The sequence below is a fragment of the Staphylococcus sp. HMSC36A10 genome, from assembly GCF_001838845.1.
GTDB classification, from domain to species: domain Bacteria; phylum Bacillota; class Bacilli; order Staphylococcales; family Staphylococcaceae; genus Staphylococcus; species Staphylococcus aureus.
The window spans coordinates 16,880-41,329 of record NZ_KV839099.1 but is presented as its reverse complement, the minus strand read 5'-3'; the positions used below and the strand labels follow the sequence as shown (position 1 = coordinate 41,329).

Annotated in this window: 30 protein-coding genes and 1 riboswitch; of the genes, 1 reads left to right on the top strand and 29 read right to left on the bottom strand. The window is 34.7% G+C overall.

Features of this window, described 5'->3' with window-relative positions; translation table 11 throughout:
- From thiM to HMPREF3247_RS06165, 5 genes are all read right to left on the bottom strand, one after another.
- The gene (thiM, locus tag HMPREF3247_RS06185; protein WP_001108482.1) at positions 1 to 792 is read right to left on the bottom strand and encodes a hydroxyethylthiazole kinase; all 792 of its coding nucleotides are present in this window, start codon (positions 790 to 792) and stop codon (positions 1 to 3) included.
- On the bottom strand, positions 776 to 1,606 hold the full coding sequence (thiD, locus tag HMPREF3247_RS06180) for a bifunctional hydroxymethylpyrimidine kinase/phosphomethylpyrimidine kinase (RefSeq protein ID WP_000594960.1): 831 nt from the start codon (positions 1,604 to 1,606) through the stop codon (positions 776 to 778). Before thiD ends, thiM begins: the two co-directional genes overlap by 17 nt.
- On the bottom strand, positions 1,599 to 2,288 hold the full coding sequence (tenA, locus tag HMPREF3247_RS06175; RefSeq protein ID WP_000396067.1) for a thiaminase II: 690 nt from the start codon (positions 2,286 to 2,288) through the stop codon (positions 1,599 to 1,601). Before tenA ends, thiD begins: the two co-directional genes overlap by 8 nt.
- Before the next feature lie 79 nt (positions 2,289 to 2,367).
- Positions 2,368 to 2,470: riboswitch (TPP riboswitch) on the bottom strand.
- 203 nt (positions 2,471 to 2,673) lie between these two features.
- Complete coding sequence (sceD, locus tag HMPREF3247_RS06170) at positions 2,674 to 3,369, bottom strand: lytic transglycosylase SceD (RefSeq protein ID WP_000752001.1); 696 nt, start codon at positions 3,367 to 3,369, stop codon at positions 2,674 to 2,676.
- 388 nt (positions 3,370 to 3,757) lie between these two features.
- Positions 3,758 to 4,153 (bottom strand): single-stranded DNA-binding protein, encoded by a 396-nt coding sequence (locus tag HMPREF3247_RS06165; RefSeq protein ID WP_000932694.1) that lies wholly within the window; start codon positions 4,151 to 4,153, stop codon positions 3,758 to 3,760.
- A gap of 193 nt (positions 4,154 to 4,346) precedes the next feature.
- Between HMPREF3247_RS06165 and HMPREF3247_RS06160 the strand changes: the two genes are divergently transcribed.
- Positions 4,347 to 4,787 carry a YwpF-like family protein gene (locus tag HMPREF3247_RS06160; RefSeq protein ID WP_000846746.1) on the top strand — a complete coding sequence of 147 codons (441 nt, stop codon included), beginning with the start codon at positions 4,347 to 4,349 and terminating at the stop codon, positions 4,785 to 4,787.
- A gap of 57 nt (positions 4,788 to 4,844) precedes the next feature.
- Here the strand turns inward: HMPREF3247_RS06160 and fabZ are convergent, their stop codons facing one another.
- The 24 genes from fabZ to rho all read right to left on the bottom strand — a co-directional run bounded on the left by fabZ (position 4,845) and on the right by rho (position 24,398).
- Positions 4,845 to 5,285: a 3-hydroxyacyl-ACP dehydratase FabZ gene (fabZ, locus tag HMPREF3247_RS06155; protein WP_000447678.1), complete on the bottom strand. Its 441-nt coding sequence runs from the start codon at positions 5,283 to 5,285 to the stop codon at positions 4,845 to 4,847.
- Positions 5,286 to 5,318: 33 nt separating this feature from the next.
- Positions 5,319 to 6,584 (bottom strand): UDP-N-acetylglucosamine 1-carboxyvinyltransferase, encoded by a 1,266-nt coding sequence (gene murA, locus HMPREF3247_RS06150; protein WP_000358006.1) that lies wholly within the window; start codon positions 6,582 to 6,584, stop codon positions 5,319 to 5,321.
- 110 nt (positions 6,585 to 6,694) lie between these two features.
- Positions 6,695 to 6,928: a DUF1146 family protein gene (locus tag HMPREF3247_RS06145; protein WP_000384523.1), complete on the bottom strand. Its 234-nt coding sequence runs from the start codon at positions 6,926 to 6,928 to the stop codon at positions 6,695 to 6,697.
- A 131-nt stretch (positions 6,929 to 7,059) separates the two neighbouring features.
- Positions 7,060 to 7,152, bottom strand: a complete 93-nt coding sequence (locus tag HMPREF3247_RS06140; protein WP_001790611.1) for a hypothetical protein — start codon at positions 7,150 to 7,152, stop codon at positions 7,060 to 7,062.
- A 394-nt stretch (positions 7,153 to 7,546) separates the two neighbouring features.
- On the bottom strand, positions 7,547 to 7,951 hold the full coding sequence (locus tag HMPREF3247_RS06135) for a F0F1 ATP synthase subunit epsilon (protein WP_001094394.1): 405 nt from the start codon (positions 7,949 to 7,951) through the stop codon (positions 7,547 to 7,549).
- A gap of 19 nt (positions 7,952 to 7,970) precedes the next feature.
- Complete coding sequence (gene atpD, locus HMPREF3247_RS06130) at positions 7,971 to 9,383, bottom strand: F0F1 ATP synthase subunit beta (RefSeq protein WP_000511143.1); 1,413 nt, start codon at positions 9,381 to 9,383, stop codon at positions 7,971 to 7,973.
- A 21-nt stretch (positions 9,384 to 9,404) separates the two neighbouring features.
- Complete coding sequence (gene atpG / locus HMPREF3247_RS06125; RefSeq protein WP_000157603.1) at positions 9,405 to 10,271, bottom strand: ATP synthase F1 subunit gamma; 867 nt, start codon at positions 10,269 to 10,271, stop codon at positions 9,405 to 9,407.
- Positions 10,272 to 10,301: 30 nt separating this feature from the next.
- Positions 10,302 to 11,810, bottom strand: a complete 1,509-nt coding sequence (atpA, locus tag HMPREF3247_RS06120; RefSeq protein WP_000974881.1) for a F0F1 ATP synthase subunit alpha — start codon at positions 11,808 to 11,810, stop codon at positions 10,302 to 10,304.
- A gap of 21 nt (positions 11,811 to 11,831) precedes the next feature.
- Positions 11,832 to 12,371: a F0F1 ATP synthase subunit delta gene (locus tag HMPREF3247_RS06115; protein WP_000241344.1), complete on the bottom strand. Its 540-nt coding sequence runs from the start codon at positions 12,369 to 12,371 to the stop codon at positions 11,832 to 11,834.
- Entirely contained in the window at positions 12,371 to 12,892 is a 522-nt protein-coding gene (locus HMPREF3247_RS06110; protein WP_000140679.1) for a F0F1 ATP synthase subunit B, read from the bottom strand. The genes HMPREF3247_RS06115 and HMPREF3247_RS06110 overlap by 1 nt, the downstream gene beginning before the upstream one ends.
- Before the next feature lie 197 nt (positions 12,893 to 13,089).
- Complete coding sequence (gene atpE / locus HMPREF3247_RS06105; RefSeq protein ID WP_001048816.1) at positions 13,090 to 13,302, bottom strand: F0F1 ATP synthase subunit C; 213 nt, start codon at positions 13,300 to 13,302, stop codon at positions 13,090 to 13,092.
- A gap of 42 nt (positions 13,303 to 13,344) precedes the next feature.
- Positions 13,345 to 14,073, bottom strand: coding sequence for a F0F1 ATP synthase subunit A (atpB, locus tag HMPREF3247_RS06100; RefSeq protein ID WP_000349655.1), 729 nt, complete (start codon positions 14,071 to 14,073; stop codon positions 13,345 to 13,347).
- Positions 14,074 to 14,093: 20 nt separating this feature from the next.
- Positions 14,094 to 14,546, bottom strand: coding sequence for an ATP synthase subunit I (locus HMPREF3247_RS06095; protein ID WP_083324630.1), 453 nt, complete (start codon positions 14,544 to 14,546; stop codon positions 14,094 to 14,096).
- Positions 14,547 to 14,613: 67 nt separating this feature from the next.
- Positions 14,614 to 15,741, bottom strand: coding sequence for a non-hydrolyzing UDP-N-acetylglucosamine 2-epimerase (gene wecB, locus HMPREF3247_RS06090; protein ID WP_000723418.1), 1,128 nt, complete (start codon positions 15,739 to 15,741; stop codon positions 14,614 to 14,616).
- A gap of 23 nt (positions 15,742 to 15,764) precedes the next feature.
- Positions 15,765 to 16,394 carry a uracil phosphoribosyltransferase gene (upp, locus tag HMPREF3247_RS06085; protein ID WP_000048712.1) on the bottom strand — a complete coding sequence of 210 codons (630 nt, stop codon included), beginning with the start codon at positions 16,392 to 16,394 and terminating at the stop codon, positions 15,765 to 15,767.
- Positions 16,395 to 16,421: 27 nt separating this feature from the next.
- Positions 16,422 to 17,660 (bottom strand): serine hydroxymethyltransferase, encoded by a 1,239-nt coding sequence (glyA, locus tag HMPREF3247_RS06080; RefSeq protein WP_000120494.1) that lies wholly within the window; start codon positions 17,658 to 17,660, stop codon positions 16,422 to 16,424.
- Positions 17,661 to 17,686: 26 nt separating this feature from the next.
- Positions 17,687 to 18,211: a TIGR01440 family protein gene (locus HMPREF3247_RS06075; RefSeq protein WP_000654185.1), complete on the bottom strand. Its 525-nt coding sequence runs from the start codon at positions 18,209 to 18,211 to the stop codon at positions 17,687 to 17,689.
- A gap of 106 nt (positions 18,212 to 18,317) precedes the next feature.
- A complete protein-coding gene (locus HMPREF3247_RS06070) occupies positions 18,318 to 18,737 on the bottom strand; it encodes a low molecular weight protein arginine phosphatase (RefSeq protein ID WP_000697334.1) in 420 nt (139 codons plus the stop codon).
- Positions 18,734 to 19,780, bottom strand: a complete 1,047-nt coding sequence (locus tag HMPREF3247_RS06065; protein ID WP_000379892.1) for an L-threonylcarbamoyladenylate synthase — start codon at positions 19,778 to 19,780, stop codon at positions 18,734 to 18,736. Before HMPREF3247_RS06065 ends, HMPREF3247_RS06070 begins: the two co-directional genes overlap by 4 nt.
- 83 nt (positions 19,781 to 19,863) lie before the next feature.
- A complete protein-coding gene (gene prmC, locus HMPREF3247_RS06060) occupies positions 19,864 to 20,700 on the bottom strand; it encodes a peptide chain release factor N(5)-glutamine methyltransferase (RefSeq protein ID WP_064130052.1) in 837 nt (278 codons plus the stop codon).
- Positions 20,687 to 21,763, bottom strand: coding sequence for a peptide chain release factor 1 (prfA, locus tag HMPREF3247_RS06055; protein WP_000460242.1), 1,077 nt, complete (start codon positions 21,761 to 21,763; stop codon positions 20,687 to 20,689). The genes prmC and prfA overlap by 14 nt, the downstream gene beginning before the upstream one ends.
- Complete coding sequence (locus tag HMPREF3247_RS06050) at positions 21,764 to 22,363, bottom strand: thymidine kinase (protein WP_000273356.1); 600 nt, start codon at positions 22,361 to 22,363, stop codon at positions 21,764 to 21,766.
- A 346-nt stretch (positions 22,364 to 22,709) separates the two neighbouring features.
- Positions 22,710 to 22,964 carry a type B 50S ribosomal protein L31 gene (locus HMPREF3247_RS06045; RefSeq protein ID WP_000808968.1) on the bottom strand — a complete coding sequence of 85 codons (255 nt, stop codon included), beginning with the start codon at positions 22,962 to 22,964 and terminating at the stop codon, positions 22,710 to 22,712.
- Between the two features lie 117 nt (positions 22,965 to 23,081).
- The gene (rho, locus tag HMPREF3247_RS06040) at positions 23,082 to 24,398 is read right to left on the bottom strand and encodes a transcription termination factor Rho (protein WP_001115101.1); all 1,317 of its coding nucleotides are present in this window, start codon (positions 24,396 to 24,398) and stop codon (positions 23,082 to 23,084) included.
- Between the last annotated feature and the right edge of the window lie 52 nt (positions 24,399 to 24,450).

Below are 24,450 nucleotides of genomic sequence, written 5' to 3'. Positions count from 1 at the left end.
TTATTCCACCTCTTGAATACGAATCCGTTGTTGATAGGTTGTTTCATTTAAATGATATAACGTATCAAGCAACAATGGTGAAAACGTACCAGGACCACCACAATTTTCATTTTCAGCAGCTACCTCAGCAGCAATATTAAATACGCTTACCGCTTCAATTAACGCTTCTATGTCTGGTTCTGTTTCTCTAAATAAAAATCCAGCAATAACGCCTCCTAATAAACAACCAGCTCCAGTTACTCGTGCTAATAATGGAGATCCATTAGCTAATACGATGGCTTTATTATCTTGAACAATAACGTCCTCTTTACCTGTGATTACTATTGCAGTTTTATATGTTGCGTAAGCCTTTTTCGCTATTGTAACCGCATCAAGATTAGCATCACTATCTGTACCTTTCATAGTTGCTGTATCATCAATCAACGCTAATATTTCAGATGCATTGCCTTTAATTACTGATACTTTCGCTGATTTCAATAATAATTTACAAAATTGCTTTCGATATGTAGAAGCACCAACAGCTACAGGGTCAAATACAATAGGTAAGCCTGCCTCATTTGCCGTTTGAGCAATCGCAATAATATCTTGTTCATTTTCTGCTGTTAAAGTACCGATATTGATTAATAGCGCTTGTGCAACTTTGTAAAATTCTTCAGCTTCTTCGGGAGCTTCACTCATTGCAGGGCTAGCACCAATACTTAATAAACCATTCGCTGTAAAATTTTTAACTACATCGTTTGTATAACAAATTGTTAATGGGTTTTCAATACGTATTTTATTTAGATAATTCATCGTCTAATCCCTCTTTCTTTAAATATGCAAAATGATTCACTGGACCTCTACCACGGCCGATTTCAGGCGTATATTGTATACTCATTGAAATAAACTTTTTAGCCTTGTGTACAGCCTCAAATAATCGTCTACCTTTTGCAAGTTCTGCCGTTATAACTGCTGAAAATGTACACCCTGTTCCATGCGTATGTTTTGTTTTAAATCGTTCATTTTCAAATGTTTGAACACCTTCGTTAGTAAATAAATAATCTTTTGCTATATCAGTATCATTTGAATGACCGCCTTTAATGATGACACCTTTACTACCAATCTCATTAATAAAGATGCGGCCAGCCTGCATAATTTTTTCTTCACTATCAATGGTTAGTCCCGTTATTTCTTCAGCTTCTGGTAAATTCGGTGTTACTACGTCAGCTAATGGCAATAACGTATGCTGCAAGTTTTGCTTTGTGTCATTATCCATTAATGAATCACCGCTTTTCGCCAACATAACAGGATCAATTACATATGGAATAGATTCATGTTGCATTAAATAATGACGAATCGTTTCCATAGTATCTGCTGTAGCAATCATCCCCGTTTTAATAGCATGAGGTAAGGTATCATTGAAGACACTATCAAGTTGTTCATCTACCCATTGATGATTTAAATTATGAATATGTTGTACGCCCAATGTATTTTGAGCAACAATACTTGTAACGACGCCCATACCATATACACCACATGAATGAAATGATTTTAAATCAGCCATTACGCCGGCACCACCTGTTGGATCAGTACCTGCAATGGTTAATGCTATTTTAGGTTTAATCATTTACTTTTCCTCCAAATTCCCATTGTTCTAGTGTCATAGCCATATTGAAAAATCGACGCTCATGTATGCAACTTTCTAAAAATACTTGCTTTACTTGTTCCAATTCCTTGTCAGACATTGATTCGGCTAATTTATTCATTAATGCCTCAAATACGTTAATTATGTCATCCATTTCAGTACTATAAAAATCAAACCATTTTGCCGTATCTTTTTCTCTATTAAGCTTATGATCACTTTGAGAGCGCTTAGCTAATTCTGCATAAATATATGGACAAGGTGCCATTGCAGCAATTGTATAAATAGCATTTTCACGACTATGCGCTTGGAAATACATATGTTTTATGTAATGGTCGCCACTTGGAGGCCAAACTTTTGTTTTAATGATTTCTTCGTATGATTCACCAACAATTTGCGCTAAAATATCATGCGCAAGTACTTCACCTTCAACCATAAATTCTATTTGCTCTACTAAAAATTTTACGTCATTCATGCTATTCATTTTTGGAATTAACAAAGCATATAAGTTTGTGAATTCTTTTAAATAAGCTGCATCAGCTTGTAAATAGTGACGTAATGCATCAGCTTGTATATTGCCTAATAACATTTTTTGAATAAAGTCATCCTCATAAATATCATTAATGATTGGCTTTGCAGCTTGGTACAATTTTTGTGAAAATTCCATTGTAAAAAATCCTCCCTAAATAAAAAAACTACTTCCAACATGAAAGTAGTTTGATGGCAATGTTGCTATACTAGCCCCATCACTTCAATAACTACTTTCCTACGTTGGTACTAACCAAATCAGGTCATAAGGGTCTGAACAATTCATCTCAGCCACATCATTAGGCTCCCCTAGTAGTTCCTTAGTATTCAATTGCAAATTAATCTTAGCAAACGGTTTCAACATTTTCAATTATTGTTGCTAAGTTGTATTATTATCTTTAAATAATAATTCTATAATGACATATATTTGCGAAATAAAAAAACCGGAACATATCGAGAATTCCCCGATATATTCCAATCTAAAAGTTACTTATATAACTATTAATTAGCTATGCATAAATGGCTTATGCAGTAACCCAATGTCCAGCGCCACCAGTGTTATATAATTTTACTGCTGCGGCATCTTGAACACTTTCAGGAGCATTTGCTGGTGATACACCTTTATATTTAGCAGGTGCTACTGAATCCCAAGTTGATTGTAAGAATTGATACTTACCAGCTGCACCTGATGTTGGATTTACAGCATGAATATTGCCACCTGATTCACGTTGAGCAATTTGTTTTAGATGAGCATTCACATTTACTGATGAACCTTCTGATGCTTTTGATTCAGTTGGTGTTGCAGTAACTTGTGAATTGTTTGATGTTGATGCTTGTGGTTGTTGAGTTTGAGCATTTTGTGGTGCTTCAACTTCTTGTGATTGTACTTGATTAGCTTGAACAGCTGATGGTGCAACATTATTAGTTGCAGGTGCTTGTGCACTCATGTCTGCTCCATTAGCACCTGTTGCATGGTAATTCCAAGCAAAGTGTGTACCATCTGATTCAAAGTGATAAGTAAACCCTTCATAGTCAAATGTATAATTATAAGCCCCAGCTTCAATTGGTTTTTGATTTAATGTTTGATCATTTGATTGCGCCATTTGCGCTAAAGATGCTTTATTTAAGTCCGCTTCACTTGCATGGGCTTCGTGACCTGCATTTCCTGCTACGATTCCTAAACCTACTGCTAATGATGATGCGAGTAATGTTTTCTTCATAATCTTAAAATCCTCCTACAAGTAATTTGTTTCTCTAAAAGTTTTACAGAGACTACTGTAACATCTATAAAATCCGTGCAGGTTACAACAAAATAAAAAAATAGCCTTGTTTTTTACACAGTGATTACAACGAAATCCCCCATAATTTCAGATATGATTCTATCGAGAATTGTCATGACAGTAAAAATGTTTTTTATTTGCAATTTTTTATGTAATCGTTTTGCAATCTATGTCTATTTTCTATTAGAAAAACTACACAAAAAGACGACCTACACAACAGTACTAGTCATGTAAGTCGTTTTTAAGTGAGTATATTTCAAGTTAATTAGATCTATAAAAAATTTAGGATGGATTAAATGTATATTAAGGATGTTTAGGATAATTGGATTTAAATTTCTAATAAGTCATGATTATCTATATTTTGAGAGTCAATATCTAAAATACTATCTGAGAGAATTTCATTATTTTGGGATTTAGGGGACATAAATTTTATTGTTTCAACATATAATTCAGTGACAAAGTGTGTTTGTCCGTCTTTATCATACTTTCTTGATCTCATTTGACCAGTTATACCAACCAATGTACCTTGATTAGTATATTTTTCTATATTAGAAGCTAACTTGCCAAATGCTTTACAGAATAAGTAATCACAGACGATTTCTCCATTTTCATCTTTATAATTTCGGTGCGTTGCAACACAAAACGTTGCAATTTTTCTATCCTCCTTTTCAAATATTTGTGCGTCTTTCGTCAGTCTCCCGACAATTACGATTTTATTTAGCATGTAGTGTGTGATTCACCTCCTATGCCTATATCTTAATTACTAGCTTAAAAATGGTCAAAATGGCAAATTTTATATAATTAATAGCTATAGCATCTCGTTATTTGTTATATTTAAAGAAATTAGTCATGAAATGACCTTAAATCTTCTAAATAATTCAAAAATCATAAATATTAAACTAATGGGATGTGGGAATATGAAAACTTTTAAAGCAGTAAGGTTTCAAATTGTGAATGAACACGGCAGAATTATAGAATATGAATTAGAAGATGGCGTAATAATTAATAAAGAGGAAAGTGGCACGGGTTGGTTGCTTGAAATTGTCATTTCTAATGAGCATTATGAAACATTTAAGGAATATCAAGACAATGAACAGTTATTGGATATTCGTGTCGTCATCACGCGTCCAGCCAATGATCCAGCTTTATTTGAATCTACTGTGAAAAGTATTAAAAATTTTAAAACAACAATGTCTATCGTATTTGAATGTCATATTTACACTTTACGTCAACAGTATGCTGAAAGTTTATTAGAACAACTTATTGATGATGGATTATCTGGTGAAGAATTAAAAAAATCATTTAATCGAATGATGCAGTCTAAACCAAAGTTAAAGGATGAAAAATTAGAAGAGTAAAATAAAAAACATTCAAAGATTATGCCAACACATTAAATCTTTGAATGTTTTTTTGTTTTATTTTACATCTTGAATTGCAAATGTAAGTTCACAACTACAAGCAAGTTGACCATCGACAGTAGCTTTAGCATTACCTTTACCGATTGGTCCTTTAATTTTAGTGATTTCTACTTCCAACGTTAAAGTATCACCAGGTACTACTTGACGTTTAAAACGACATTTATCAATACCAGCAAATAAAGCGATTTTGCCTTTATTTTCTTCACTATTTAAAATAGCTACCGCACCTGTTTGAGCTAACGCTTCAGTAATTAATACGCCTGGCATTACCGCATACTCAGGAAAATGCCCTTGAAAGAATGGTTCGTTTCCTGATACTTGTTTAATAGCCACACAACGTTGACCTTCTTCATATTCAACTACTTTATCAATTAATAAAAATGGCTGTCTGTGAGGTATAATTTGTTTAATTTGGTTATAATCAAAAATTGTTTCCATGGTTGAAATCCTCCATTATATTAATTTACTGAATTAATCGTTAATACGTTCAATGTCTGCACCTAATTGCTTCAATTTACCGTGTAAGTCAACATAGCCTCTATCTAGGTGCGTTAATTCAGTAACGCTTGTTTTACCATCAGCAACTAATCCAGCTAAAATTAAGGCGGCTGCTGCTCTTAAATCAGTCGCTTTAACTTGTGCACCTTGCAATTGACTTTTACCTTCAAGTTTAGCACTACGACCTTCTACATTGATATTAGCATTCATACGTTTGAACTCTGCAACATGCATAAAACGGTTTTCAAAAACAGTTTCGGTTACGACTTTATGACCATTTGCCGTTAATAACAATGCCATCATTTGTGATTGCATATCAGTCGGGAATCCAGGATGTGGTAGAGTTTTGATGTCTACAGGTTGTAATTCCCCTTCAGCACGTACACGAATACCATCTTCTTGATAGTCCAATTCAACGCCCATTTCTTCTAGTTTATAGACTAAACTCGCCATATGTTCTTTGATTGCACCACGTACAAAAATATCACCACGCGTTATAGCACCAGCGATTAGTAATGTGCCTGCTTCAATTCTATCTGGAATGATAGCATGTTCTACACCATGTAATGATTCTACACCATTGATTGTAATTGTGTCTGTACCAGCACCAGTAATTCTACCACCCATTTCATTAATGTAGTTTGCTAAATCGACAATTTCAGGTTCTTTAGCTGCATTTTCAATTAAAGTCTTACCCTTAGCTAATGATGCTGCCATAATAATATTTTGTGTTGCTCCTACACTTGGAAAATCTAAATGAATTGATGTACCTTTTAATCCATCTTTAGCATTAGCATAAATATTACCATTTTCAAGATGAATTTCTGCGCCTAAAGCTTCAAAACCTTTAATGTGTTGCTCAATCGGTCTACTTCCAATTGCACAACCACCAGGCAATGCAACAATAGCATGTCCTAGTCTTGCTAAAAGAGGTCCCATAACTAAAATACTTGCACGCATTTTACTAACATATTCATATGGTGCCTCTTCATTTAGAGTCTTTGTTGCATCAACGACAACAGCATTTTCGTCCTTTTTGTATGTAACGTCAGCATTTAAAGTTGTTAATACATTATTTATTGTTTCTACATCACTTAAAGCTGGAACATTAACTAATTTGCTCGGTTTATCAGAAGCTAATAAAGATGCTGTCAATATTGGTAATACTGCATTTTTAGCACCTTCTACTTTAACTTCACCCGTTAATTTATTTCCACCTTTGATTACTATTTTATCCATCGTAAATCCTCCACTTAGAACTCCTATTACTTTACATTTCCCTATTTTAAAATTATTTTAAGTCATTATTTAATTATATCTAGTTTTGATTACAAATCATAGAGTTAGACTTATTTTATTAAATATTTTACCTGCGTCGAGTATTGTAACAAATCTACAATAAAATTGCTTACTGCAGTGCCTAATAAAATAGCAACAAATATCATACACACTTGTAATTGAGTGGCGTATCCTTTTTTAAAAAATTGATCTAATCTAATTGATTGTAAAGCCCAATAGGCAATACAAATACATACAACATGTAACACTAAATGGATAACTGCATATTGTCCGATATAATCCATTTTATCACCTCATAAGATTACTGTATTACATTGTACATGAAAAATTTAAATAATGATACAAAGTTTAATACCCGTTTTTAGTAAAGTTTAAGCTAACTTACTATATAATTCTTTTTACATAAATATCATAACTATAAAATATCTTGGTATGAAAAAATGTAGATAATTTCAAAAAATGAAATGTCGACTGTAGATAGTGGTGAAGGAAATTTTGATTTTAGCAATCTATTAGTGATTGTAAAAAAGTAAAACTATTCTTGGGAGTCGGACATAAATCAATGTCTAGACTCTATAGTGTTATATTTGGCAGTAGTTTGCGGGGCCCCAACAAAGAGAAATTGGATTCCCAATTTCTACAGACAATGCAAGTTGGGGGCGGGGCCCCAACATAAAGAAATACTTTTTCTTTAGAAATTAGTATTTCTTATACATGAGTTTTACTCATGTATTCCTATTTTAAATACACATTAGCTGTGTTTAATGATAAAGAACCACTACATCATAAATCTTTAATGGTTCTTTATCAATTCCTTCCCACTCTCATGTTTTGTATCTTTAAATCAATATAATTCAAAAAAGGGTCGAAGATATGAAATCACATCTTCGACCCTTTATTTACTATTTTAATTCAGCCACACGCAAACGGTTATTTGCTCTCTCTAAAGCTCTTTCGGCTCTATGAATATCAGTATTGTCGTCATCATTTTCCAAGTGAGACTCTGCTCTTGCTTTGGCTAATTTAGCTCTTTCAACATCAATTTCTCTTGCAGTTTCTGCAGTCTGAACAATGATTGAAACTTTATCTTTTCTAACTTCAACAAAGCCATCGCTTACAGCAATATATTCAGTTCCATCGTGAAATTTCACTTTTACAAAGCCTGTTTTTAAAGCAGCTACAGTTGGAATATGTCCACTCATGACACCTATCTCACCAGCTGTTGTTTGCATAACAACGAGTTCAACATTATCACGATTGTAAACAGAACCATTAGGAGTGACAATATCTAGGTTTAATGTATTCATTATCCATTCCTCCTAATTGTTATACTTCAACACCCATATCTTTAGCTTTTGCAATAACATCATCCATGCTACCAACTAAACGGAATGCATCTTCTGGAATATGGTCATATTTACCATCTAAGATATCTTTAAAGTTTGCAACTGTTGTCTTAACAGGTACATAAGAACCTTTTTGACCAGTAAATTGTTCCGCTACGTGGAAGTTTTGAGATAAGAAGAATTGAATTCTACGTGCGCGTTCAACTGTTTGTTTATCTTCATCAGATAATTCGTCCATACCTAAGATAGCAATGATATCTTGTAATTCACGGTATTTTTGAAGTGTTGATTGTACATCACGAGCTACTTCATAATGTTCTTGACCTACAATTGATGGTTCCAATGCTCTTGATGTAGACGCTAATGGATCCACGGCTGGATAAATACCCATTTCAGTTAATTTACGTTCTAAGTTTGTAGTTGCATCTAAATGGGCAAACGCTGTCGCAGGCGCTGGGTCAGTATAGTCATCGGCAGGTACGAATACCGCTTGAATAGAAGTTACTGATCCTTTTGTTGTAGACGTAATACGTTCTTGTAATTGTCCCATTTCAGTAGCAAGTGTTGGTTGGTAACCTACTGCAGAAGGCATACGACCTAATAATGCAGATACCTCAGAACCAGCTTGTGTAAATCTGAAAATGTTATCGATGAATAATAATACGTCTTGACCTTGTTCGTCACGGAAATATTCAGCCATTGTTAAACCAGATAATGCAACACGCATACGTGCACCAGGTGGCTCATTCATTTGCCCGAATACCATGGCTGTTTTCTTAATTACACCACTGTCACTCATTTCGAAGTATAAATCGTTACCTTCACGAGTACGTTCACCTACACCGGCGAATACAGAAATACCACCGTGCTCTTGAGCGATGTTGTTAATTAATTCTTGGATTAATACTGTTTTACCTACACCGGCACCACCGAACAATCCGATTTTACCACCTTTAATATAAGGTGCTAGTAAATCTACTACTTTAATACCTGTTTCTAAAATTTGAACTTCTGTTGAAAGTTCATCGAATGCTGGTGCTTGACGATGGATAGGATCGCGGCGAACAGAATCACTAATTTCTTCTTTAAGGTCAATTGTTTCACCTAGTACATTAAATACACGACCTAATGTTTCGTCACCAACAGGTACACTAATTTCTTTGCCTGTATCTTTTACATCCATGCCTCTTTGGACACCATCAGTTGAATCCATCGCAATTGTACGAACAACGTCGTCACCTAATTGCAGCGCAACTTCTAATGTTAGTTGTATTGTACCTTCTTCTTTAGGCACATCAATAACCAAGGCGTTATTAATTTTAGGAACTTGGTTATGTTCAAATCGAACATCAATTACAGGACCCATAACTTGAGTTACACGGCCAATTCCCATGCTATTTTCCTCCTTTAAATATTATTCAAGCGCTGCGGAACCACCAACAATTTCAGTAATTTGTTGCGTAATTTCTGCTTGTCTCGCTCTGTTATATTCTAATGATAAGTCATCAATAAGTTCAGTTGCATTATCAGTGGCATTTTTCATCGCAGTCATACGTGTTGCATGCTCACTTGCTTTTGCGTCTAATATTGTTCCGTAAATCAAACTCTCAACATATTGAGGCAAGATTACACTTAAGATAGATTCTTTATCTGGCTCAAATTCATAAGAAGACAAATGACCATGCCCCTTACTAGAATCCTCTTGAGATAATGGTAATACTTGTCTAGATGTAGGCTTGTTTTCAAGAACGCTGACATAATGACTATAGTATATATTTAATTCATCAATTTCTTCTTCACTGTATAAGTCTATAGCATGGTTAGCTAGTGCTTGAACAGATTTGAAAGAAGGTTGATCAGGTACGTCTACTTGAGAATACTCAATGTCATAACCTCTATTTTTTAGGAAATCAACACCTTGTTGCCCTAAAACTACAATACTGTATTCGCTACTATCTTGATGTTTCGCTTCAATATCAGTAATCAATTTTTTAAGCACGTTTGCACTATATGCACCTGCTAAACCTTTATCACTCGTGATAACTAAATATCCACTTCTAGTAATTTTACGAGGTCTTAGCATTGGATGGTTTGTATTGCTACTTGCCCCTGCAACTGCAGTAATTGCATCTTGCATTTTATCCATATATGGTGTGAATTGTTTTGTATTTTTTTCAGCTCTACGAAGTTTTGAACTTGATACCATGTTCATCGCTTTCGTAATCTGCTTCATTTTTTTGGTTGATTTTATTCGAGTATCTATTTCTTTAAGAGAAGCCACTATCTCACCACCTTATACTAAACTTGTTTATTATTCAGATTTGCTAAAGCTTTTTTTGAATTCGTTAATTGCTGTGTCAAACTTCTCAGCATCTGGTAAGCCACCAGTTTCTCTGATTTCATTTAACAGTTCAGTAGCATTTGATTCTGCCCAGTGGTTTAACTCGTCTTCAAAACGTGTGATATCTACAACTGGAATATCATCTAAATATCCTTTTGTTAATGCATAAATAATCAACACTTGGTGTTCAACTGGTAATGGTTTGTTTTGATCTTGTTTTAAGACTTCAACAGTACGTTTACCACGTTCTAATTTACTTGCAGTAAATTCATCAAGGTCTGAACCGAATTGTGCAAATGATTCAAGTTCTCTGTATGACGCTAAGTCAAGACGTAACGTACCAGCAACTTTCTTCATTGCTTTAATTTGTGCAGATCCACCAACACGAGATACAGATTGTCCGGCATTAATCGCTGGTCTTACACCTGAGAAGAATAAATCAGATTGTAAGAAGATTTGTCCATCTGTAATTGAAATAACGTTTGTTGGTACATAAGCTGAAATATCACCAGCTTGTGTTTCGATAATTGGTAATGCAGTAATTGAACCGCCACCTAAGTCATCGTTTAATTTTGCTGCTCTTTCTAATAATCTACTATGTAAGTAGAATACGTCACCTGGGTATGCTTCACGACCTGGAGGTCTACGTAATAATAATGATAACTCACGATAAGCTGCTGCTTGTTTAGTTAAATCATCATAAACGATTAAAACATGTTTACCGTTAAACATGAATTCTTCACCCATTGTTACACCTGAATATGGTGCAATATATAATAATGGAGAAGGTTCAGAAGCTGATGCTGCTACAACAATAGTGTAGTCTAAAGCGCCTGCTTGTCTTAACTTTTCAACATTTGCTCTTACTGTTGAATCTTTTTGACCAATAGCAACATAGATACAAATCGTACCTTGATCTTTTTGGTTCAAAATTGTGTCAATTGCAATTGTTGTTTTACCTGTTTGACGGTCACCAATGATTAACTCACGTTGACCTCTACCAATTGGTACTAAAGCATCAATTGCTTTGATACCTGTTTGTAATGGCTCATCTACTGATTTACGATCCATTACACCAGTAGCTTTTTTCTCTACTGGACGTGTTTTAGTTGTGTTAATCGGTCCTTGTCCATCAATAGGTTGTCCTAATGGATTAACAACTCTTCCGATTAGTTCTTCACCTACTGGCACTTCCATGATACGACCAGTACGTTTAACTTCGTCACCTTCAGTAATACCTGTATATGGTCCTAAAATAACCACACCCACGTTTGACTCTTCAAGGTTTTGGGCTAAACCAAGTACGCCGTTATGGAATTCTACTAGCTCACCAGCCATAACGTCATTTAATCCGTGAATTAATGCAATACCATCACCAATTTGTAATACAGTACCTACATCAGTTACGGACATTTCTGACTCATAATTTTCAATTTGTGAGCGAAGTAATGCACTGATTTCTTCAGCTTTTATGGCCATCTATGTCACTCCTCTTTATAATTAATTAACTCTTCTAAATTTTCTTTGTAATTGGACAAGATCATTTCTAACACTACCATCTAATACAGTTGTGCCGACTTTAACTCTAAATCCACCAATTAAATCTGGATTAATTTTTGTATCTACAATAACTTTAGATAACTTCGTTTGTTGAGTTACTAGTTTGACAATCTTATCTAACTCTTCTTGACTCAATTCATATGTTGACTCAATTGTTGCAAAATCTTGATTGTAGTGTCCGTTATATAAGCTTTGGAACGCCTTGAATACGTCAGCTATTAATGAGATATGTCTATTATCTGCTAACACGTACATCATATTTTTAATGTATGGATTAATGTCAGTAAATACACCATTAATCAACTCACGACGTTGTTCTGCTGTTTGAGTTGGATTACTGTCAACCATTTTCAATTGCTCAATTTTATCTTTTACTGCTTCATTTATAACTGTTAATTCTTCATTAATAGTCTCTAAATTATTTGTATCTAATGACACGTCAAATAATGCTTTAGCATACTTGTTAGCTACTTTTACCATTATTTATCGCCTGCCTCTTTTAGATACTTGTCAACCAATGCTTTTTGGTCTTGTTCAGAAATTTCTTTTCTAAGAACTTTAGAAGCAATTAACACTGATAGTTCAGATACTTGATTATTAATATCTGCAATGGCACGTTCTTTTTGGCTATTGATTTCACTTTGTGCTGTTTCAATCATACCGTTTGCACGTACGTTTGCTTCATGAATAATTTGTTCTTGCTGTTGACGTGCTTGAACCTTAGCATCTTCTAAAATCTTTTGAACTTCTTCTTGTGTTTCTTTAAGTTTTTGTTTATTTTCTTCTTCAAGTTTCTGTGCATTTAACTTAGCTTGTTCTGCGTCATCGATATCTCTGTTAATATCTCTTTCACGTTTATCCATTACATCTTTCAATGGACCCCATGCGAACTTTTTAAGTAACGCAAGTAACACGATGAAAGTTAGGACCTGTACAATCACAGTACCCCACTCAACGCCTCCAGCTGCACCAAGAACGAATAAGTTAGCTGTTTCAGTCACGGGTTCATGACACTCCTTTCATTAAAATAATCGCTAGTGTTATATAGAAAAAAACGACGAGGTTAGGACCTACTGAATTTATGCGATAGGCATGGTGCGTTCATATCTCAACTATTTAATAAAGTTCAAAGATATTACTATATATGCATCATGAATTATGTCCTATGCGCTTTGTCCCGACCTCTTTTATCTGTTAATTATCCAGCAAATGTCATGAATGCAATTACTACACCGATGATAGGTAATGCCTCAACTAAACCTACACCAATGAACATGATACCCATTAATTGACCACGTGCTTCTGGTTGACGTGCTACACCTTCAACTGTTCTTGAAACGATTAAACCGTTACCGATACCTGCTCCTAATGCTGATAAACCAATTGCGATTGCTGCTGCGATTAAATTCATAATTTAATTTCCTCCTGTGATTGTATATAATTATTGAAATTTTTAGTGTTCATCTGCCACTTTATGTGACATATAAACCATCGAAAGCATAATAAAGATATATGCTTGGATTGTTCCTACAAATATTGAAAATGCTTGCCAAACAATTAATCCTGGGATACTAATAATCCAACCCCATGCTGGTTCGTTAAAGAATAAGCCAGCAAGTAATGTTAATAGTATCTCACCTGCAAATATGTTACCGTACAAACGCAGACCAAGCGTTAATGTTGAAGTGAACTCTTCAAAAACATTAATAATTGCCAATGGCCAAAACGGCTGTACATAACCTTTAAGATATTGTTTCGTACCACGCATTTTAATTCCATAAAAGTGAGTTAACAGTATTATCGTTGTAGACAACGTTAAAGTCACTGTTGCATCAGCTGTCGGTGATTTCCACCACAATGTGTGATCTTTCGTTACTATAGAAAACGGAAGACCTAACATATTAGCTATAAAAATGTACAGAATCAGCGTTACTGCTAAGAAGTGGAATTGACCACCTTTTTTCCAAGCCATGTTACCTTCAATGATTCCCCTCACGAAATCAAAAATCCATTCAACGAAATTTTGTTTGCCAGTTGGTCTTTTTTTCAAATTACGCGTACAAATGATAGCAAGTAGAAAAACAAGAAACGCCGTAACAAGTATCATCAATATACTTGATAAATTGAAAACGATATCAAAACCGAATAAATTCCAACTCACGAGCGGGGATTTGTGATCCATAATCTCACCTCTTTCTTAATTTATTTGCTCACCTTTAGTAAAGGACGTATGATAACTACAACATATGAAATCATTAAACCAATAATTATACCGATGATACTTACATGCGCTTTATTAAGGTACCAAGTCATACAGGCAATAATTGCAACTAAGTATCGCCACATATTTCCAGTTGAAATATACATAGTGTCTGGTCTTTTAGCTTTAGCTAAATAGCATTCAAAAATACATGTGTTGATTGCAGAACCAGTAACACCAATGATTAATCCTAAGATAAATGCATGGTGTGTATAAAGGTATAATCCTCCCAATATTATTATTAGATAAAAATAATATTGAATGAACTGTTTAAAAATGTTGTAGAAACGACTCATTTTATATGCCTCCGTGTGACTGATATCAATCATGAAAACCGTTCCACTCATACAAACTAAATGATAATATAGGCGATTTGTGGTGTCAATTCTATTCAAATTGTTGTAAAAAAATAAGCATAGTTAGACACAATTTAGACACAATTAGACAAAAAGTCTATTTTCCTCAGAAATCGCTTGGTTTTTCAGTGATTAAATTCAAATAATACTTAATATGATTAACTATTCTTTCTGAAGCAAATCCATCACCGTAAGGATTAGATGCTTCAGACATTTGATGATATAATCTCTCATCATCGATTAATTCTTTTGCAGCTTGATACACATTTTGCTTATTTGTTCCAATGACTTTTAATGTGCCAGCTTCAACACCTTCAGGACGTTCTGTAACGCTTCGCAAAACTAAAACTGGCTTATTAAATGATGGCGCTTCTTCCTGAATTCCACCTGAATCTGTCAAAATAAAATAAGATTTTTTAGCAAAATTATGGAAATCTACTACGTCCAAAGGTTCAATCAATTCAATTCTGTCATGACTACCTAAAATCTTTTGAGCCACCTCTCGAACTTTCGGGTTTTTATGCATTGGATATACCAGTGCTAAATCAGTATACTCATCTATTAAGCGTCTAACCGCTTTAAATATATTTTCCATGGGTTTCCCGATATTTTCTCGTCGGTGTGCTGTCATAAGAATGAATTTTTTGTCATGGTATTTATCCATGATGTTAGATTTATAATTGTCATCAACTGTATATTTCATAGCATCAATCGCTGTATTACCAGTGACAACAACACTTTCTGAATATTTCCCTTCACTTAACAAATGCGATGCAGCATTTTTAGTAGGTGCAAAATGTAAGTCAGCTAATACACCAACTAATTGTCTATTCACCTCTTCTGGAAAAGGTGAATATTTATCATAACTTCTAAGCCCTGCTTCAACGTGTCCAATCGGCACTTGGTTATAAAATGCCGCTAAACCACCTGCAAATGTCGTCATCGTATCACCATGTACAAGTACCATGTCTGGTTTTTCTAATTGAATCACTTGCTCTAATTGAGTGATTGATTTAGAAGTTATCTCAGAAAGTGTCTGTCCTGATTTCATAATATTCAAATCGTATTTTGGTTTGATTTCAAAGGTACTTAATACTGAATCAAGCATTTCTCTATGCTGTGCTGTAACAACAACAATTGGCTCGAGCATTTTTTCTTGTTCCAAAGCTTTAACTAAAGGAGCCATCTTTATGGCTTCGGGTCTTGTTCCAAATATGGTCATAATCTTTTTCATCAAACTACTTATCTCCGATTCTTCTATTTAGTACCAAACAATCTATCTCCAGCGTCGCCTAACCCTGGTGTGATATATGCTTTATCATTTAGCTTTTCATCAAGTGCAGCAATATAAATATCTACATCCGGATGTGCTTCATGCATCTTTTCTACGCCTTCTGGTGCTGCAATTAAACACATGAAGCGAATATTTTTAGCGCCACGTTTCTTCAATGAAGTAATAGCTTCAATTGCTGATGCGCCTGTTGCTAACATAGGATCAACAACAATGATTTGTCTTTCAGTAATATCTTGAGGTAACTTAGCAAAATACTCTACAGCCTTTAATGTTTCGGGATCTCGATATAAACCGATATGTCCAACTCTGGCTGCAGGTACTAAACTTAAAATACCATCAGTCATACCTAAACCAGCTCTTAAAATTGGAACGATAGCTAATTTTTTACCAGCTAATCGTTTAGCCGTCATTTTAGTTACAGGCGTTTCAATATCAACATCCTGAAGCTCTAAGTCTCTAGTTACTTCATATGCCATCAACATACCAACTTCGTCTACAAGTTCTCTAAATTCTTTAGTACCTGTATTTACATCTCTAATATAGCTTAGTTTGTGTTGAATTAATGGATGATCGAAAACGTGTACTTTACTCATAAAAATTACTCCTATCTTTGTGTATGTTTATTGATATAGAGGATATTCAGCTGTTAATTTCGCAACGCGTTCTTTAGCTTGTTGTAATTTTTCTTCATCTTTACTATTTTTCAATGCTAAACTGATGATTTTTGCAACTTCCTCAAAAGCTTTTTCATCAAATCCACGCGTTGTTGCAGCAGGTGTACCTAAACGTATACCACTCGTTACAAAAGGTTTTTCTTGATCGAACGGAATGGTATTTTTGTTACATGTGATACCAACTGAATCTAAAGTCTCTTCAGCTTCTTTACCAGTAAGTCCTATAGACCCTTTTACATCAACAGCTACTAAGTGATTATCTGTACCGCCAGAAACAATTCTAAATCCTTCATTAATTAATGCTTCTGCAAGAACTTTTGCGTTTTTAACCACTTGTTGTTGATACGTTTTGAAATTATTTTCTAACGCTTCTCCAAAAGCAACTGCTTTTGCTGCAATAACATGCTCAAGAGGTCCACCTTGAATACCAGGGAAAATTGTTTTATCTATGTCTTTTTTATATTCTTCCTTACATAAAATCATACCACCACGTGGTCCGCGTAATGTTTTGTGTGTTGTAGTTGTTACAAAATCAGCATATTCTACTGGATTTGGATGTAAACCTGCCGCTACTAATCCTGCAATATGTGCCATGTCTACCATTAACTTAGCGTTTACTTCATCTGCGATTTCTTTAAACTTTTTGAAGTCAATTGTTCTTGAATATGCTGATGCTCCTGCCACAATAAGCTTAGGCTTATGCTCTAACGCTAATTTACGAACTTCATCATAATTGATTCGTTCTGTGTCTTTATCTACTCCATATTCAACGAAATTGTAGAATTTACCACTAAAATTAACAGGCGCTCCATGTGTCAAGTGACCACCATGACTCAAATTCATACCTAAAACTGTGTCGCCCATTTCTAATGCAACTAAGTAAACAGCCATGTTCGCTTGTGAACCTGAATGTGGTTGAACATTGACATGTTCAGCTCCAAACAATGCTTTAGCACGATCAATTGCGATGCTTTCAGTAACATCTACAAACTCACAGCCACCATAATATCGGCGTCCTGGATAGCCTTCAGCATACTTATTAGTCAACACTGAACCTTGTGCTTCCATAACCGCTTCCGATACAAAATTTTCCGATGCGATTAACTCTATGTTGCTATTTTGTCTCTGAAATTCTCTCTCGATTGCTTCTGCGATAACTTTATCTTGCTTGGTGATATAAGACATAAAATCTCCCCTTCTTTCAAAAAAACTTATTGGTATTTAGCACGTTCGCCACCAATCTTTTTCGGCCTAGATGTGGCAATAGTTACAATTGCCTGTCCTACTTGCTTTACTGAAGTCCTTACAGGTACACATACATGTTTAATATGCATGCCTATTAACGTTTGACCAATATCAATTCCACAAGGAACAGTAATATGTTCGACCACGATCGGATCCTTCATATGCTGAAAAGCGTATGTTGCCAAACTCCCTCCAGCATGGACATCTGGAACGACGGAAACTTCTTCCATTGTTAATGGATTATACTGAGATTTTTCTATTGTTATCGCTCTGTTGATATGTTCACATCCTTGAAAAGCAAAAGTAACGCCTGTCTCTTTACTCACAACATCTAATGCATTAAAAATAGTTTCTGCAACTTCCATCGAACCGACAGTCCCTATTTTTTCGCCAATGACTTCCGATGTTGAACATCCAATTAAACATATATCTCCTTTATTAAAAAAGGACATATCTTTTAATTCGTCTAATAACATTGTCAAATCTTTCATAAAAGCCCACCCTTCCTAAAAATAAAAAAGGAATATAGCAAAGTGCTACACTCCTCTATTATAACTTATTTAACTGTTAACATATACTAATTATACAGAATTCCTACTAGCAAATAATATCTTTTAATTTTAAAATTAAACTTACAAGTTCTTCATAGGTATGTACATACATTTCTTTTGTTCCACCGTATGGATCTATAACTTCTCCTGCTTCTTTTACATATTCATGCAATGTGAAAACATGATTTTGCAAACCAAAGTGTGCCTCTATTAATTCTTTGTGCGAATACGACATCGTCAAAATAATATCTGCTTTCAAATCTGCTTCAGTAAATTGTTGCGATAAGGTCGTTTCAGCTAAATGATGTTCTTCAACTAAGTCTTCAACATAATTCGAAACACCTTGATTGTTCACAGCGAATATACCTCTTGATTCAAATTGATGATTTGGCATAACCTCTTTTGCAATACTTTCCGCTAATGGGCTACGACATGTGTTACCTGTACAAACGAATAAAATCTTCATAGTTCACATCCTTTAATAATGTGATTACCTGCAGCTTTTAACATGCGATTCATAATTGCTTCTGTATTATCATTCAGCTCAAAGCCGTATATATACGCCGCTGAAATATTTTCATTTTCATCAAGTGAATGTAACACATCATAAAGATTATGACTTGCTTGTTTAACATCATTGTCATCCTGACATAATTGAATGAATTGCGCTTCACTTGGTATAAACGCCACCTTATTACTCGGCACAATAAAAGCTATAGAAGACCAATCTTTACCGTCATTTCCAATTTTGCTCTCAATATCTGTAATAATTGTAAGTGGTGTATTGGGTGAGTAATGCTTATACTTCATACCTGGTGCAATTGGCTGTTCAGTATCATTATAATCAGCATGGGCGATACTATTCGGAAGTATTTCTGTAATCATTGCTGCTGTTATAGAACCAGGTCTTGCAATTTTATAAGGAAAAGATGTGCAATCTAAAACCGTACTTTCTAATCCTTCTTCACTTTGTTCAGCTTGAACAATACCATCGATACGGCCATTCAAATCTTGATATACATGATTGAAAGTTGTTGGTGAAGGTCTACCACTTAAATTAGCACTTGGAGCAGCTAGAGGTTCATTTATGATTTGTAATAATTGTCTACCTACAGAATGGCTTGGCATTCTAACAGCAACTGATGATAAACCTCCAGAAACTTTTCGACATAGATAGCCTGGCTTTAACGGCAATATAAACGAAATAGGGCCCGGCCAGAATGCCTGCATTAACTTTTCTACGCGTGGATCCAAAGTATATGTAAAATCTTTTAATTGACCTTTACTGTGTATATGAACAATAAGCGGATTGTCAGATGGACGGCCTTTAGCTTCATATATTTTAGCTACAGCTTCTTCATCTGTCGCATTTGCTGCAAGTCCATAAACTGTTTCAGTTGGTAAACCTATTAAACCACCGTTTAAAACAATGTCTTTTATTTCATTAATTTTAGGATATTGCTGTAAATCTTCATTATATTCTCTAACATCCCAAATTTTAGTATCCAACTTAATCACGCCTTTCTTATTTATCATAATATAAAGCAAAAAGCTATGCACTTAACTAATCATAGCAAAGGCATAACTTCTAATTACCATTTAAATGAGACGATTCGATCGTGGCCATTTATATCTTTAATAATGTCGATTTTTTTGTCAGGAAATTTATTTAAAATTATTGATTTAAGTGCCTCACCTTGATTGTAACCAATTTCAAAAACAACTGGGCTGCCTTTTTCCATAACGTGAGGTAAATCTTCAATGATTGATTCATAAATAGCATATCCATGGTTATCTGCAAACAATGCCTGATGTGGTTCGAATCTCGTAACCGTTGGAGACATCGTAACCATATCTTTTTCATCTATATATGGTGGATTAGATATCAAGCCGTTCAACTTGATACCTTCATTAATTAAGGGCTTTAATGCATCCCCTGTTAAAAATTGTATTTGTGATTGATGCTTCTCAGCATTATTACGAGCCATATTCATTGCTTCAAGTGAAATATCAGTAGCAATAACATTTAAATCCGGCTTTTCACATTTCAAAGTAATTGCAAGTACACCACTACCCGTTCCGATATCTACGATTGTTGCATCATCTTCTAACTGTTGTAAGAAATGCAACATTACTTCTTCAGTTTCAGGTCTTGGTATCAAACAATTTGAGTTTACATCAAACGTTCTACCATAAAATGAGGCAAAGCCAACTATATACTGTATAGGCTCTCCTAATAACATACGTTGTAATGCTAAGTCGAACTTCATAATCATCGCTTTCGGCATATCATCATGCATGTGGACTACAAAGTCCGTACGCGTCCATTGAAATAAATCTAACATTAACCATTCAGCTCGTGTTTGTTCAAACCCTTTTTGTTGTGTTAAATGAATTGCTTCATCTAACTTTTCTTTATAATTCACCATTATTAAGTTCTTTCAATTTATCTGTCTGCTCTGATAAAGTCAGTGCATCTATAATTTCTTCTAAATGGCCTTCCATAATTTGCCCTAATTTTTGAAGCGTTAGACCTATACGATGGTCTGTTACACGGCTTTGTGGATAATTATAAGTTCGAATACGTTCTGAACGATCACCAGTACCGACTGCTGATTTACGTTGTGACGCATACTTTTGTTGTTCTTCTTGAACTTTCATATCGTATAAACGTGCTTTTAACACTTTCATTGCTTTTTCACGGTTTTGAATTTGAGACTTCTCAGAAGATGTTGCAATGACACCAGTTGGTAAATGGGTAATACGTACTGCAGAGTCAGTTGTGTTTACGTGCTGACCACCTGCACCACTTGAACGATACGTGTCGATTTTTAAATCTTCATTTCTAATTTCAATTTCTACATCTTCAACTTCTGGTAAAACTGCCACTGTAGCTGTTGAAGTATGAATACGTCCACCTGATTCTGTTTCAGGCACACGTTGAACGCGGTGCGCACCATTTTCAAATTTCAATTTACTATACGCGCCATTACCAGAAACTGAGAAACTAATTTCTTTGTAACCACCATGGTCACTTTCAGACGCTTCTACTATTTCAGTTTTGAATCCTTGTGATTCAGCATACTTTGAATACATACGCATTAAATCACCAGCAAAAATCGCAGCCTCATCACCACCTGCTGCTGCTCTTATTTCTACAATAACGTCTTTGTCATCATTAGGATCTTTAGGAATCAATAATATTTTAAGCTCTTCTTCAAGATTTGGAAGTTCAGCTTTAATACCATTACTCTCCTCTTTTAACATTTCTACTTCTTCTTTATCATCAGTCTCACTTAACATTTCTTCAATATCAGCTAATTCTTCTTTTTTAGCTTTATAGTTACGATAAACATCTACAGTTTTTTGTAAATCAGCTTGCTCTTTAGAATATTTACGTAATTTATCTGAATCATTTACAACATCTGGGTCACTTAACAGTTCATTTAACTGTTCGTATCTTTCTTCTACAATATCTAATTGATCAAACACTTATAATTCCTCCTTATTATTATCACTAGGTGCTACGATATGGTGCGCGCGACAACGTGGCTCATAACTTTCATTGGCACCTACTAAGATAATCGGATCATCGATTTTAGCTGGTTTACCATTTATTAATCGTTGCGTTCTACTAGATGAAGAACCACAAACAGCACAAACTGCTTGAAGTTTCGTTACTTGTTCACTGACAGCCATCAATTTAGGCATTGGTTCGAACGGTTCGCCCCTAAAATCCATATCTAATCCAGCAACAATAACACGGTGTCCATCTGCTGATAGTTTTTCTACTATACTTACAATTTCATCGTCAAAAAATTGCACTTCGTCTATTCCTATAACATCAACATTAGTTAAGTCGTGCGTCATAATTTCACTTGCTTTAGAAATATTAATCGCTTCAATGGCATTACCATTATGAGAGACCACTTTTTCTTTATGATATCGATCATCAATCGCCGGTTTAAATACAACGACTTTTTGTTTAGCGTATATACCCCTTCTTAGACGTCTTATTAGTTCTTCGGATTTACCGCTAAACATACTACCTGTAATACATTCTATCCAACCGGAATGGTAAGTTTCATACATTGAGAGTTCCACCTTTTTCAAAACATAATCGCTTTATTATATCATATTTCAAATATTCATAAATGTCTTTTTCATAATTATATCGATATTGTACATGAACAATTATTTTATAAATTTGTCTTGCATATTTATATACAGCTATTCTAATTTGTTGCTTCTTATTCGTGCGGTGTTTCTACTCAATACAAACTTTAATAAAGGGGGAAATTTATCATTATGTATTAACAACATGGTATTGAGTCACTTCTTTGAACACAGTCGTAAGTATATACCCTTACTACGCTTATAAATAAAAAAGCTGTCTACAATTCCATTATAGGATGCAGACAGCTTAACGATTACTATATTAGTTGTTTGATTTAAGACCAAACTTTTTGTTGAAACGTTCCACACGTCCATCCGCAGCAGCGAATTTTTGACGTCCAGTGTAGAATGGATGTGAATCAGATGAAATATCTAAACGAATAACTGGGTATTCTTTTCCATCTTCCCACTCCATCATTTCTGAAGATGTTTTTGTAGAACCGCTTAAGAATTTGAAGTTTGTAGTAGTATCTAAAAAGATTACTTGGTGATACTCAGGATGAATTCCTTGTTTCATTATTTTCAGCTCCTTTGCCCTGAACCATCTGGAACAGAGTTATTTGTGAGTTTTTACCCAATACTGTGTAATTATAAAGGTAATTAATTCAAAACGCAAGCCCCTATATAATGTTTATTAAATTATAGGTCGACCCGTTTTAGTACTTTCTTCTGCAGACTTTTGTAGCTGCTTGAAGAAATCTTCATTATTCTTAGACCTTTTAAGTTTGCGAATAAATCTTTCAGTAAAGTCAGTTGAGTCAGTGAATAGATTTCTTAATTGCCATAATGTGTCTAATTCAGATTTACTTATCAACAATTCTTCTTTACGCGTTGAACTTCTGCCAATATCAATTGCAGGGAAGATACGACGTTCAGACAATTTACGATCTAAATGTAACTCCATGTTACCTGTTCCTTTAAATTCTTCGTAAATCATATCGTCCATACGTGAACCCGTATCAACTAATGCAGTTGCAAGTATTGTTAAACTTCCACCCGCTTCAATATTTCTCGCTGCACCGAAGAATGCTTTTGGTTTGTGTAAAGATGCAGGATCTAAACCACCTGATAATGTACGACCACTTGGTGGAATAACTAAGTTATAAGCGCGTGCTAATCTCGTTATAGAATCCATTAAAATAATGACATCTTCCCCAATTTCTACTAAACGCTTTGCACGTTCAAGTAATAATTCAGCTACTTTAACATGGTGTTCTGGTGGTTCGTCAAACGTTGAATGAACGACTTCAGCAGCTTCTACTGAGCGTTCTAAATCTGTTACCTCTTCAGGACGCTCGCCAACTAACAAAATAAATAGCTTTGCATCTGGTTTGTTCGTACTGATTGCATTCGCTATTTCTTTTAATAACGATGTTTTACCTGCTTTAGGTGGCGCCACTATTAAACCACGTTGACCTAAACCAATCGGTGTTACTAAATCCATGATGCGCGTTGAATAATTTTGTGTTTCTGTCTCTAATTTAATACGCTCATCTGGATAAAGTGGTGTCAAAGCTTGGAAATGCGGACGTTTCTTCACTTCTTCTGCGTTATGGTCATTGACAAAGTCAACTTGTAATAAGCCATAATATTTTTCGTTATCTTTAGGTTTTCTAACTTTCCCAGTTACTTTATCCCCACGTTTAATTTCAAAACGACGAATTTGGCTAGCAGATATATAAATATCTTTTTCCCCTTTAGAATAGTTCACTGTTCTTAAAAAACCATAACCATCTGGTTGAATATCATCTAAGATACCTTCCATATAATAGTTACCATCTTTTTCCATTTGTGCTTCCATAATAGCTAGAACAAGTTCTTTTTTATTTAATTTACTATAGTTCGTCAACTTAAGAGTTTTAGCTTTTTGAGTGAGTTCCTTGGTAGTATAGTTCTTGTACAATTCGTGGAATGATTCATACTGAGGAGATGTACGTTCTCTTTCAGGCATATAGTTTACACCCATTTCATTATTTTTTAGTTAGTAAGTAATAGATAGGCAT